The sequence below is a fragment of the Gallaecimonas mangrovi genome (genome assembly GCF_003367375.1).
Classification (GTDB): Bacteria; Pseudomonadota; Gammaproteobacteria; order Enterobacterales; family Gallaecimonadaceae; genus Gallaecimonas; species Gallaecimonas mangrovi.
Window position 1 is genome coordinate 2,914,449 of record NZ_CP031416.1, and the last position, 12,480, is coordinate 2,926,928.

The following is a 12,480-nucleotide window of genomic DNA, read 5'->3' on the forward strand; positions in this document are numbered from 1 at the left end:
CATGTTATTTTGTGACCGGACTAAAGTGCAGATGCAACACCCACGCCCCCTGGTGCTCACCAGGCAGCAAACGATACGGCTTGTAAGGCAGCGCGCCCCAGCTGGTATCGCCGCCCAGGCCGCGCTGGCGCAGGTCTAAAATAACTTCGGTCAGTGGCCGCGGCACTATGTCGGTGGTATGGCGATTGGGGCCATCTTTGGGATGGTCAAAATCGGCAATGGTGTTGTGGTGCGCTTCGAAATCAAAGCTCGGTTCACCGGTAACGCGCAAGCCAATGCCGTCTTTGTTGGTCAGCGTCAGCCAGCGGTTATCACTGCGGTTACCGTTCTCCTGCGGGCGGATATAAAGGAACTGCAGCGCGGCAACTGATGATTGGTAAACCCCAAGGTAGGCGCTTTGTTTGCGGTCCTGGTAGTTTTCCTGTGGGCCACGGCCATACCAGCTGACCTCATCAAAGCCTTTGGGCATTTGGAATTTCACGCCAAAGCGCGGCATTTCCGGCAGGTCTTTGGCGATATTGGCACTGTAGGTGAAGTCAACGGCGCCGCCTTCACTGACGGTGTAGTTGAGCGAGGCGGTGGAATGCAATGTCGGGAAGCTGACATTAAAGGTCACCACCGCACTGTTACCCTGGCGGCTTAATTTAACGCCGGTGACCTTGGCTTTTTGGTCAGCAAACTTATAAAACGCTTGGGTTTCCTTACCAAAGTGGTTGCCGTAGTCGTTGTCGGTTAGGGCGCGCCAGAAGTTGGGGAACAAGCCCGCTTTTAAGGTTTCAACGCCCTTCACCTGATAGCTGGCAAGGCGGGCGGTGGCGGTATTAAAACGCAGGGCAACATCACCGGTGTGAATGGCAATGGCGTCTTGGCTTTGCTGGATATCAAGGGGCGTTTTGTCTTTCACCACCGGCATGACCGGTAACGCTTTTTTCAGCAAAAATTGGCCGCTGGCCACTTCAAATTCGGCCGGGCTGTATTGGGTTGCGGCTTTGTCGTAAAAGCGGAACGTTACCGCATATTCGTGGTGTTGGCGGTAATTGAAATCCGCCAGGGCTTTGATGGCAACGTCTTCGCTGTGACGCGGCTTGGCATTAAGGGCCGGTAATGCGCCTTGTAAGGCAGGCTCGCCATTATCTAGCAGCACCCAGCGCCCTTCATAGCCGCTTAAGTCGGTAAAGAAAAAGCGGTTAAAGAGCTGGTATTTACCTTTGCCTTTTCGGCTGATGGCAATGTTTTGATAGGTCTTTTTCACTTCAAGCAGTGCCGGGTGCGGCGTGCGGTCGGCGCTCACCAAACCATTGGCACAGAAGTTACCGTCGTTAGGAGTGCCGGGCGGTTCAAAGTCGCCGCCGTAGCCAAAGTAGGCGCGGCCATCTTTGGTGTGTTTAAGCAGGCCCTGGTCAACCCAATCCCAGATATAGCCGCCCTGCAGTTGACGGTGGCTACGCACAAAGTCCCACAACTCTTTTAAGTTACCGTCGCTGTTGCCCATGGAGTGGGCGTATTCAATCCAGATAAAAGGGCGGTTGGGGTATTTGCCCAAGTATTTTTTACTGATCATCTCCCGGTTGGCATACATCCAAGGAATGATGTCGGTCATCCGCTCTTTAAACCAGAACACGCGGGTTTCATACTGCGCCACCCGGGTTGGATCCATGGATTTTGCCAGGCGATAAGATGCCGAAATATTGGCGCCGGGGCTGGTTTCGTTGCCCACAGACCATGAATAGATAGACGGATGATTGCGGTCACGCATCACCATACCGCGCATCCTATCCAGGATGGCGGCTTTAAAGGCCGGGTCGTTACCCAAACCGTCGGGCTTATAGCCATAGCCCTGGGCTTCCATATTGGCCTCGTCAATCACATAAAGGCCGTATTGGTCACAAAGCTTGTACCAGTAGGGGTCGTTCGGGTAGTGGGAGCTGCGCACGGCATTGATGTTGTTTTGCTTCATCATTTTGATGTCGCGCAACATGCTTTCACGGCTAACGGTTTGGCCGGTAACAGGGTCATGCTCGTGGCGGTTAACCCCTTTAATGTAAATGGCTTTACCGTTCACCAGCAACTGGCCGTCTTTTAGCTCGACACTGCGAAAGCCCACTTGCTGGCGCACCACCTGGCTGACCTTGCCGCCTTGCTTTAAGGTCATTACCAACTGATAAAGATTGGGTTTTTCAGCTGACCAGGTTTTTACCTTGGCAAAATCGTGGTTCATGCTAACCATGACGTTTTGCCCCGCGCCAGCGTCAAAGGGCTGTTGCTGTTGCCACAAAACCTTGTTGCCGTCATAAAGCGCCGCTGCCACCGTACCCGAGGTGTTTTTAGTGTCGGTGTTGGCCACTTCCACACTCAGCGCCAAGCTGCCGTCTTGGTAATGGTGCTTAAGGCCTGCTTTGGCGTAGTAATCCCAGATATGGGTTTTGGGCACCACATGCAGCAGCACATCGCGGGGAATACCGCTCATGCGCCAAAAATCCTGGTCTTCTAAATAACTGCCATCACTCCAGCGGTATACCTCAACCGCCACGGTGTTTTGGCCGGGGTGCAGCAGTTTGGTGATATCAAACTCGGCTGGCAGTTTGGAGTCTTGGCTGTAGCCGACCTTGGTGCCATTAACCCACACATAAAAAGCTGACTTCACGGCGCCAAAGGTGAGAATAACCCTTTTATTCTGCCAGTTACTGGGCACAGTAAAGTTGCGCCGATACGACCCCACCGGGTCGTAGCTGTGGTCCACATAGGGTTTATTCATCGGGAAGGCGTAGCCGGAGCTGACATAAATCGGGTAATCGTAGCCTTCCATTTGCCAGTTACCCGGCACTTTAATTTTTGCCCACTTCGACACATCAAAACCGGGCTTATAAAAATCCTTGGGCCGCGCCTCCGGGGTTTTGGCAAAATGAAAGGCCCATTGCCCATCCAGTGACACCAGCTGATCCGATTGCGCCTCGTCATCGGTTTTCGCGGCGCTCGCATCCTGATAGGACGTGAACCAAGCCCGGGCTGGCAGCTTGTTAATTCTGAAAATGGCAGGGTTTTCCCAGTCGTTGTTATGGTCAACAGTACGGGTTAGCTGCTGACAGCCACTTAACAGTAATGACAGGCCTATCAACACGGGGATCGAGCGTTTTAAATGCTGGTTCACGGTTGCTTTCCTTAATAAAAAAAGGGCCCTGAGCAGCGATGCCGCTCAGGGCCCAGGCGGACTTAAGCCTTAAGGTAGGTCGTCCGGGTAACGGTATAAAAGGTTTTGGCTGCCCTGCCCTGTTCTCTGGCGCCATAGCTCGAGGCTCCCACGCCGCCAAAGGGCACGTGGTAGTCGATACCGGCCGTGGGCAGGTTAATCATTAACATGCCGGCCCGCGCATAGCGCTTAAAGTGCTCAGCATATTTCAAAGAACCGGTGCAAAGCCCCGCCGACAAGCCAAAGCGGCTGTCGTTAACCATGGCAAGGCCAGCGTCGTAATCGGCGACGCGAAACACTGCGGCTACCGGCCCAAAGATCTCTTCTTGGGCGATAGGGTCAGCGGCGTTGGCATGGTCAAACAAGGTTGGGGCAAAGAAGCACTCCGGTAGCGCCTCGGCGGTGCCACCAAATACCAGTCTGGCGCCGGGGTGCTGCTCCATGGCCGCCGTTTGGCGGCTAATCAGCGCTTTTTGGTTCGCTGATGCCAGCGGCCCAATATGGGTATCGGCGGCCAGCGGATCGCCAACCTTATGTTCAGCAACCCGCTCACTCAGCCGGGCCACAAAAGCGTCAGCGATGGCCTCTTCAACAATAATGCGAGAGGTGGCAGTGCAGCGCTGGCCAGCGGCTAAAAAGGCGCCGTTAAGGGCGGTTTCCACGGCGCTATTAAGGTCACTGTCTTTGAGTACCAACAGCGCGTTAACGCCGCCCATTTCGGTTTGCACCGCGACACCGCGCTCGGCAGCGGCCATACGTACTTTTTTGCCGGTAGCCACAGAGCCGGTAAAACTCAGCGCGTTAACCTCGGGGTGATGGCAAATCGCCGCCCCAGTTTCACCGCCGCCTAAAACCATATTCACGGCGCCCGGCAGCACGCCGACCTCACCAATAATGTCCATTAACGCCTGGGCGGTGGCCGAGGATAACTCCGACGGCTTCCACACCACGGTATTGCCGTAAGCCAGGGCCGGGGCAATTTTCCAGGCTGGAATGGCGATGGGGAAATTCCACGGCGTGATTTGGCCAATAACGCCTAGCGGCGCGTATTCAATTTCAACCATGGCGCCGTTGCGAGTGGACTCTAAACGCTCACCAACAATGCGCAGCGCCTCACCCGCGAAAAAGCCGAAAATGCGCGCCGCCCGGCCGACTTCCCCTTTGGCGTCGCCCAGGGTTTTACCGGTTTCACGGGCGATAAGCTTGGCCAGCTCATCACTGCGGGCATTGATAAGCGATTGCGCCCTTAATAAGGCGTCTGACCGCGCTTCAATACCCTGGTCGCGAAAACGCAAAAAGGCAGCTTTGGCGGCGGCGACGGCATGACAAACCAGCGCTTGGTCAGCGGCAGGAATAGCCACTTTGAGGTCAGCAGCGTTAGCGGGGTTGTACTGGGCGAGTGTCGCCTCACCCAGTACCTTTTCACCACCGATAACATGCGAAAGTTCAATAACTTGCATTACAACAATCCCTTACACCACCAAGAAGCCTTCGGGGAAAGGCTCAGCATCGTCTATCCAGATTTGGTTAAACCCGGTTGAAAAGGCGGTGCCTTGAATGGATGGCACTATGGCGCTGTTACCCGCCAGCTCGGTGATGGCTTCAACACGGCCGATAAAACGGCTTTTGATGTAGCTTTCGTGAATGAAGGTATCGCCGGCTTTAAGCTTGCCCTTGGCGGCTAACTGCGCCATGCGGGCAGAGGTACCGGTGCCACAGGGGCTGCGGTCGATGGCTTTATCGCCATAGAACACCGCATTACGGCCATGGGCGTCACTAGAGGCCGGTTTGTCGGCCCAAAGCACGTGGCTAACGCCGTTAATGGCAGGGTTTAGCGGATGCACCGGCTTAAACTGCTGCTGCACGGCGGCGCGAATTTTTGGGCTCAGGCGCAAAATGTCGCTAGCGCTCATGCTGTCGAGGCCGTCATAACCGGGCTGAGGGTCAACAATGGCGTAGTAGTTACCGCCGTAAGAAACATCAACGGTGAGTTCGCCAAAGTCGGGCACATCAACCTTAAGACCTTCAATAGCCAAATAGCTGGGCACATTACGCAGCTTGACCCAGTCGACCTTGGCGCCGGTCTTTTGGTATTCCACTTCAATGAGCCCGGCCGGCGCTTCCATCACCAAACGGCCTTCGGTTTTCGGCTGAATAAGGCCGTGTTCCAGGCCAAAGGTGATGATGCCAATAGAGCCATGGCCACACATCGGCAGGCAGCCACTGGTTTCAATAAAAATGACCCCAAAATCCGCTTTCGGATCCTTGGGCGGATAAATAAAGCCGCCGGACATCATGTCGTGTCCACGCGGCTCAAACATCAACCCTTTACGGATCCAATCGAATTCGGCCATGAAATGCTGGCGCATTTCACTGAGGTTATTGCCTTGTAAGATGGGATGGCCACCCACCACCAACCGCACCGGGTTGCCAGCAGTGTGACCATCAATACAGAAAAAGGTGTGCCTCATTTGGGCCCTCTTTATGGCAACAATTACCCTTTGGTAGGACGGGTAGCAGCAGCTTTTTCAACCATGGCAATAACGTCTTCGCGGCGTTTGCCAGCCAGTGGCAGGCGCGGCATACGTACACGTTCGCTACCACGACCCATGATTTGCTCTGACAATTTAATGGCTTGTACCAAGTCGTGGCCAGCATCCAGGTGCAGCAACGGCATGAACCAGCGATAGATCTCAAGGGCACGGGCCATATCACCGGCTTTAAAGGCACGAATCAGTTCAACCGATTCTTGCGGGAAGGCGGAAGTCAGGCCAGATACCCAGGCACAGGCACCCAGCATCATGCCTTCAAGGGCAACGTCATCAAGACCGGCCAACACGTGGAAACGGTCGCCATAGGCATTGAGCAAGTCAGTGTAACGACGGGTATCGGAAGCACTTTCTTTAATGGCAACAATGTTGTCTACCTCAACCAACTTGGCCAAGGAATCGATGCTGACATTGACCCGGTAAGAGGTGGGGTTGTTGTACAGCATGATAGGCAGGTTGGTTTCGGCAGCAACGGCCTTAAAGTGAGCGATAAGCTCGTCTTCGGTGGGCACATAAACCATGGCCGGCAGCAGCATCAGCGCATCAGCGCCGGCTTTTTCTGCGTCTTTAGCAAAGGCAATGGCGCGCTCGGTGGTAAATTCTGAGACACCGGCAATAACGGGTTTGTCGCCTTTGGCTTCAACAGCGGCGGCCACAACTTTGCGTTTTTCTTCTGGCTCCAGTGAGTTGTTCTCACCACAGGTACCAATAATAACCAAACCGTCGACACCGTCGTTCAACAGATTGGTAAAACCCTGTTGGGTGGCATCAAAATCAATCGCAAGGCTTTCATCAAACTGCGTTGTTGCTGCAGGAAATACACCGGACCATTGCATACTCATTCTTTTCCCTCACTGATATTCGTGATCTTCACATCTAGATATACATTATATCGTATACCAAAACCAAACAAGATGAAACTTTTCTTAACCATCAAAAACTAGAGCTAGGCCACAGATGGCGTGGCTTAGCAGCCAAATCGGGACAGCGAAAAAGCCGTTAACGATTGCGACAATTTTTTGTCACCCATCAGTTGCGCCATTAATTTCCCGGTAACAGGTGCCAAGGTCAGCCCCAGGTGTTGGTGGCCAAAGGCGTAGTAAAGGTTATTGGCTTTATCGCTTTGCCCCATCGCTGGCAGGTAGTCGGGTAAGGTGGGGCGGGCGCCATGCCATTGGCTGATGTTGTCGGTTAGCGGCAGGCCAAGCTCAGCGCTGTGGCGCAATAACTGCTGCCATTTACGCGGGTCGGGTTTAGCGTCAAGGGATGACAGCTCAACAAAGCTGCAGGCACGAAGCCGGTTCTCGAAACGGGTGACAATAAGAGAGCGGTCTTCAAACACCACTGGCGGCAATTCCGCTGGCCAGCGGGCAGGATCCCAGTCGGCTTCGATGTGATAACCCCGTTCGGCCAGCAGTGGCACCCCGGGGTGAATGTCGGCCAGCACTTTGGCAGAAGCGGCGCCACCGCAGACTAAAATTTGGTCAAAACTTTCAAAACCATCGATAACCGCCCTGCCCTCACGTAAGCGCAGTTTGCCCACCGCCAATTCTCGCCAGCGGCCTCCGGCGGCAATAAAGGCGGCTTTAAGCTCGGCAGCCAAGGTTTTATGGCGGATGATTTGGCCGGTACCAGAAAAGGCGATACCCGCGTGCATGGGTTCACTCAGTTGCTGCTCAATATGGCTTAACTGGCTTGCCTCAAGGTCAGTAAAAGTGGCCTTACCGATATCGGCGCCTTGCCATGCCGCCCGGCTTTTTTCGCTGCTTTTAGGGCTTTCCCAAAGCACCCAATGGCCTTGTTGCTGATACTGCGGCTGCGCGCTGTTAAGCTCTGCTGCCAAGGCTTGCCAGTGCGTCGCGGCGTCAATGACCAGCTCAGTTAACGCCGCCTTACCCTTGGCAAAATTTCCCGGGGTTGAGGCTTTAAGATAGCGCCAGATCCAACCGCCGATCCCCGGTGTGGAGAAATCGAAATCCAGGGCACCGCCAACACGAAATAAACGTTTAGGGGCTGACTTAATGGCCGCAAAGGACGCCAGCGGCGTCACTTGCTCGGTGGCGATATGGCCGGCGTTATTCCACGAAGCGGCGTTTAGTTCGGGGTCGTTATCCAGCACCGTGACATCCATGCCCTGACGCTGAAGAAAATAACCGCAGCAGCGGCCAACAATACCGCCACCAATAATTGCAACACTGGGCACTCGCTCACCCCATCACACCTGAAATATAAATTCGTATACTATATATGAAATACGAAATAGACAATTACGCCCATCCAGGAACGGGACAAAACCGTCATAAAAAAAGCCAACCGGCAGGTTGGCTTTTGCTTTATTCGTTCGGCAATTGCTGACGTAAGTCGTCTAGCGTGCCCTTGGTATGATCTTTAATGAGCTTTTTCACCAATTTGGCATCCCTTGCCATCCAAGCATCAAAGATCTGTTGATGCTCGTAAAAGGCGCTCTCTTCACGATTAGGTGGCTCAAGGTGTTTGCGCACATAACGCTCAGACAACAAGTGCAGTTTTTCCAGCACGTTTTGCGTCACACTGCGGTTGGCCGGGGCGGTCAGTGCTAAGTGAAAGGCGCGGTTGATGGTTACAGCGTCAGGGGAGCATTCGTCAGACAGCTCACGCAGTTTCAAAAACACCTTCTCGGCGTAAGCGCGCTGCTCGTCATCAGCCAGCTTACAGGCTTCGGCTGCCGCTTCTGGCTCTACCGTTAGGCGAAGGTGAAACACATCTTCAGCTTCATCGACCGTTAAAGGACGAACCAAAAAACCCCGGTTAGGGTGCGAGATCAACAGTCCGTCGTGTTCGAGGCGGGTCAGAGCTTCACGCAGCGGGATCTTACTGACCCCAAGGCCTTTGGAAAGCGCATCTTGTCTGATCGGCTTGGACGGCAGCATGTCATTAGACAAGATCCGTTCACGCAAGATCTCATATGCCTGTTCAGACAAAGTCTTGACCACTATAGATGACATAAATTGGCTCCGATGCCTAAAGTGTGTTCCTGCATAGCGTGGGTGCTGGGCTTGGACAAATAGATAGGCTTATCAAGGTGCGGCATAAATAACTCACTAAGGCAAACATTATACTATATACCTACCTAACTGCATACTGTATAACGGCCCAGCCAGCACCCTGCCCGCCCAAGCACGGTTTTTTCCTTAGTCAGTCCTTATCGCAAAAAATGGTGGCGCAATAAAAAAAGCCAGGTTAGATAACCTGGCTTTTTGGCTTACTCGACTTCAACAGCACTGGCCGGTGTCGTCTCACGAGTCTTTTTTTTACTGAAACAAAAGGTGTTGGTGTAGCAGTAGAAAATGGTGATGGTAAGGCCAATAAAGTGGTACCAGAGGTAAGGCAGATAAGTGGTGGTGGCAACCCCTAAGGTAGTTGCCATAAAGACACCGCCATCGGTCCACGGCACCATTGGTGTGGTAACAGTGCCCCCCGCTTCGGTATTACGCGACAGCACCCGCCGGTCTACTCCCAGTTTGTCGTAGTTTTTAGCGGTGATAGTGGTCGCGGTAATAAGCGATACATAAGCCGCGCCACCCAAAAAGTTACCTAGAAAGCCGGCGAAAACGGTTGAAAGCCCCAAGCGCCCTTGCGTGGTGGCCCAGCGCTGCAGGCCATTTGAAACAGTGTTCAACACACCGGTGGCTTCCATTAACCCACCCAGACCGAGTGCCAGCATGACCAGCAGGATCACGTCCAGCATCGATACAATACCGCCGCGGTTTAGCAGCACATTTAGAAAGGCGAGCTTGGACTCAACATGGTTACCTTCATAAAGGCTTTTGATGGCGGCGATGATCGGCATATGGCCAAAGAAATAGGCCCAGGCCACCCCGAGAAAAGCGCCGAAGAAAATAACCGGTACCGACGGAAACTTCATCACGAGCAACACAATGACGGCCAAGGCGGGCAGCAACATATACCACGCCATGGTGTATTGTCCTGCCAGGGCTTGCATAACATCGGTAGCGCGGCTGATACTGCCCTGGTGGCCATGGCTAAACCCAACCAAGAAAAACAGCAGCGCCGTTAAACTGATGGCCGGCACCGCCACATAAAACATCGATTTTACGTGGTCAATCAGCCCCACCTTACATAAAGACGCCGTCATCACTGTGGTGTCAGACAAAGGCGATAATTTATCCCCGACGTAAGCGCCGCTGATAACCGCCCCTGCCACCAGTGGCATGGGAAAGCCAAAGCCGGCGCCAATGCCCATCATCGCGACACCAGCCGTACCGGCAGTACCAAAAGAGGTGCCGGTGGCTAACGACGTGATCATGCATATAAAGAAGGCGGCTAACAAAAAGATGCTTGGGCTCATCACCGACAAGCCAAGGTAGATAATATTGGGCACCACGCCACTTGCCATCCAGCTACCAATCAGCGCGCCAACGGCAATAAGCACTAAGATGGCATCCATCCCCTGGTTAATGCCATGCACCAAACCTTCTTGCATCTGCGCATAACTGACCTTCAGATACTTGCCAAAGGCCATCACCACGAACCAGCACCCCAGCAGTGACAGCTGAATGGGCAGCTCCATTTCCTGCACAACCAGAAAAATCACCCCGACAATGGCGGCCGCAAGCAGCACAATTTCAAAGGTACTCGGGAGACGGTGTAACGGCTGTGTTCTCATGACAAATCCTGATGCCTTATTGTTATCAAAAATGCATATTGCGCTCTGTAGCAGCCACTTTAACCAAGGTGGTGCTGGCTAATAACAGAGCCCAGGCAAGCAACGAATAAAAAATACCGTATACGATTTGAGTTTTTAGGACAACCAAAGGACCTGCCACGGATAGTGACATTCGTCATAAGAAAAGCAGAAAGTCGGACCTTAAAAGCCAGGCTTGTTGGCAACGAGAAAATAAAAAACCCCGCCTTAAACGGGGCTGGGGTTTAGGAGTGCGCCTTTATCCAGGCATTCATATCATCAGTTACCTTGGCTGGAATAACAGCCGCTTTTTGGTAGTCCTTGGGCGAAGGCGCTTTGCCTGCTGGCATGAAAAGGTGACTAAGAGCGGGATATTCAATCAAGGTGGCATTGGTTTTATCGTTGAGTGCTGCTTGCCATATTGGCCAGTTCTGAGCCGCTGGCACTTGAAAGTCTTGGGCGCCCTGCAACAGCAACAACGGCAGCGTAAGAGACTGAGCCACTTTAACTTGTGCATATTGATGCAGACTCAAAAACCAGCTTTGCGGCATGCCAATAAAATCGCCATCAATGGCGGTACCCGGCTTATGGTTGGCTAACAACTGTTGTTCTTGTTCCAGCTCGATTTGGTGCTGCTTTGCCGCAACTGCGTTAAGAGCGTTGAGCTTATCGAGATAGGCGGTTTGCAGCTTGGCATTGTCCAGTAAGGTTAAGGACGGCGCCGCCATCATAATGACCCCTTTTAAATCGACCTGACTGCGCTTGGCTATGCGTGGTGCCAGCATAGCGCCAAGGCTATGGCCAAGCAGAAAAATCCGCTGCGGGTTCAGCTGACGATTTTTAGCCATTAGACTAAGGGCACTGAGCGCATCATCGGTTTCGTCGTCATCCACAGTGAGCTGTTTGTCCAAAATAGCTGGTGTTGGGTAAGCACGAATGGCTTTGTCATAGCGAAAACTGGCAATCCCCTTTTTGGCTAAGGCGATAGCAAGTTGCTTTAAAGGTTGATTGGCACCTTCTCTGCCGTCCATATCCTGAGCGCCGGCCCCGGCCACCAGCAATACTGCTGCAAAAGGCCCGTTGCCTTGAGGAAAGGTCCAAACCGCAGGTAATGGCCCCCAGCGTGAACGCAAAATATCTGGCACCAAACTCACGCCACTGCTGAGCTTTTGCACCTTGGCTTTGGCAATGCGGCTACGCGCATCGGACCAAGGGCCCCACTCAAAATAGCTAATGGCGCCACTGGGGTCACAGCGACCGATCGCCGTTTTAGGGCCGCTGCTAAACAGCATGGAAGTAAGCAGATAATGCTGCTGATTGATAACCAGCCAGCGGCTATGGCCTTTGGCTTTAAAGCGGCCAAGCTGGCGGTGTACCTGGCTCAAGGCATCGGTGGTGTATTTTTTACCAAGCACCCAAGTAAAATGCTGGCGCGCGTTTTGAAAATCGCCGTTGGCAAAAGCGGTTAGCGATTGGTTGATGGTTTGCTGACAAGAACCAGCAGCAGTAAAACTGATGCTGAGCAGGCACCCGAAAAGAAAGGCCAATCCTTTGTTTTTCATGAAAAATTCCTAGCCACATCCAAGGCTCAGCCTACCTCAGTGCCGTCGAGGCCGCAAATGAGCCAATCTCGGAATACAAAAAGCCCCGCACTAGGCGGGGCTTTTAGCTTTATACAGCGACCATTACTTGGTGGTCAGCTTCTCGCGGATACGTGCAGCTTTACCGGTGCGGCTACGCAGGTAGTACAGCTTGGCACGACGTACATCACCACGACGCTTAACCTCAATCTTGGCGACCAGAGGGCTGTGGGTCTGGAATACGCGCTCTACGCCTTCGCCGTTAGAGATCTTACGAACGGTGAAGGAGGAGTGCAGACCGCGGTTACGGATGGCAATAACCACGCCTTCGAAGGCCTGCAGACGCTCTTTATCGCCTTCTTTTACACGGACGGAAACAACCAGGGTGTCACCCGGGGCGAAAGCCGGTACGTCCTGCTTGAGTTGTTCGTCTTCAAGTTGCTTAATGATGTTGCTCATAATTTAAAATTCCCTAGGTGT

General features: G+C 53.3%; 9 protein-coding genes. All 9 read right to left on the reverse strand.

Annotation, left to right across the window (positions count from 1 at the left end; translation table 11 throughout):
* Nucleotides 1–4: 4 nt before the first annotated feature.
* Entirely contained in the window at nucleotides 5–3,148 is a 3,144-nt protein-coding gene (gene lacZ / locus DW350_RS13955) for a beta-galactosidase, LacZ type (protein ID WP_115719521.1), read from the reverse strand.
* A gap of 62 nt (nucleotides 3,149–3,210) precedes the next feature.
* Nucleotides 3,211–4,647 (reverse strand): aldehyde dehydrogenase family protein, encoded by a 1,437-nt coding sequence (locus tag DW350_RS13960; RefSeq protein ID WP_115719522.1) that lies wholly within the window; start codon nucleotides 4,645–4,647, stop codon nucleotides 3,211–3,213.
* Nucleotides 4,648–4,659: 12 nt separating this feature from the next.
* Nucleotides 4,660–5,658, reverse strand: a complete 999-nt coding sequence (locus DW350_RS13965) for a 4-hydroxyproline epimerase (RefSeq protein ID WP_115719523.1) — start codon at nucleotides 5,656–5,658, stop codon at nucleotides 4,660–4,662.
* A 23-nt stretch (nucleotides 5,659–5,681) separates the two neighbouring features.
* Nucleotides 5,682–6,578: a dihydrodipicolinate synthase family protein gene (locus DW350_RS13970; RefSeq protein ID WP_115719524.1), complete on the reverse strand. Its 897-nt coding sequence runs from the start codon at nucleotides 6,576–6,578 to the stop codon at nucleotides 5,682–5,684.
* 125 nt (nucleotides 6,579–6,703) lie between these two features.
* Complete coding sequence (locus DW350_RS13975; RefSeq protein WP_115719525.1) at nucleotides 6,704–7,939, reverse strand: NAD(P)/FAD-dependent oxidoreductase; 1,236 nt, start codon at nucleotides 7,937–7,939, stop codon at nucleotides 6,704–6,706.
* A 130-nt stretch (nucleotides 7,940–8,069) separates the two neighbouring features.
* On the reverse strand, nucleotides 8,070–8,720 hold the full coding sequence (locus DW350_RS13980) for a GntR family transcriptional regulator (protein WP_115719526.1): 651 nt from the start codon (nucleotides 8,718–8,720) through the stop codon (nucleotides 8,070–8,072).
* 257 nt (nucleotides 8,721–8,977) lie between these two features.
* Nucleotides 8,978–10,402: a Na+/H+ antiporter NhaC gene (gene nhaC / locus DW350_RS13985; protein WP_115719527.1), complete on the reverse strand. Its 1,425-nt coding sequence runs from the start codon at nucleotides 10,400–10,402 to the stop codon at nucleotides 8,978–8,980.
* Nucleotides 10,403–10,665: 263 nt separating this feature from the next.
* Entirely contained in the window at nucleotides 10,666–11,982 is a 1,317-nt protein-coding gene (locus DW350_RS13990) for an alpha/beta hydrolase family protein (protein ID WP_115719528.1), read from the reverse strand.
* Nucleotides 11,983–12,105: 123 nt separating this feature from the next.
* Nucleotides 12,106–12,459, reverse strand: a complete 354-nt coding sequence (gene rplS / locus DW350_RS13995; RefSeq protein ID WP_115719529.1) for a 50S ribosomal protein L19 — start codon at nucleotides 12,457–12,459, stop codon at nucleotides 12,106–12,108.
* Nucleotides 12,460–12,480 lie beyond the last annotated feature (21 nt).

Excerpts from the sequence above, each read along its gene's own strand:
- rplS (WP_115719529.1), bottom strand. The coding sequence starts at position 12,459 with ATGAGCAACATCATTAAGCAACTTGAAGACGAACAACTCAAGCAGGAC.
- DW350_RS13965 (WP_115719523.1), bottom strand. The coding sequence starts at position 5,658 with ATGAGGCACACCTTTTTCTGTATTGATGGTCACACTGCTGGCAACCCG.
- DW350_RS13980 (WP_115719526.1), bottom strand. The coding sequence starts at position 8,720 with ATGTCATCTATAGTGGTCAAGACTTTGTCTGAACAGGCATATGAGATC.
- nhaC (WP_115719527.1), bottom strand. The coding sequence starts at position 10,402 with ATGAGAACACAGCCGTTACACCGTCTCCCGAGTACCTTTGAAATTGTG.
- DW350_RS13990 (WP_115719528.1), bottom strand. The coding sequence starts at position 11,982 with ATGAAAAACAAAGGATTGGCCTTTCTTTTCGGGTGCCTGCTCAGCATC.
- DW350_RS13960 (WP_115719522.1), bottom strand. The coding sequence starts at position 4,647 with ATGCAAGTTATTGAACTTTCGCATGTTATCGGTGGTGAAAAGGTACTG.
- DW350_RS13970 (WP_115719524.1), bottom strand. The coding sequence starts at position 6,578 with ATGAGTATGCAATGGTCCGGTGTATTTCCTGCAGCAACAACGCAGTTT.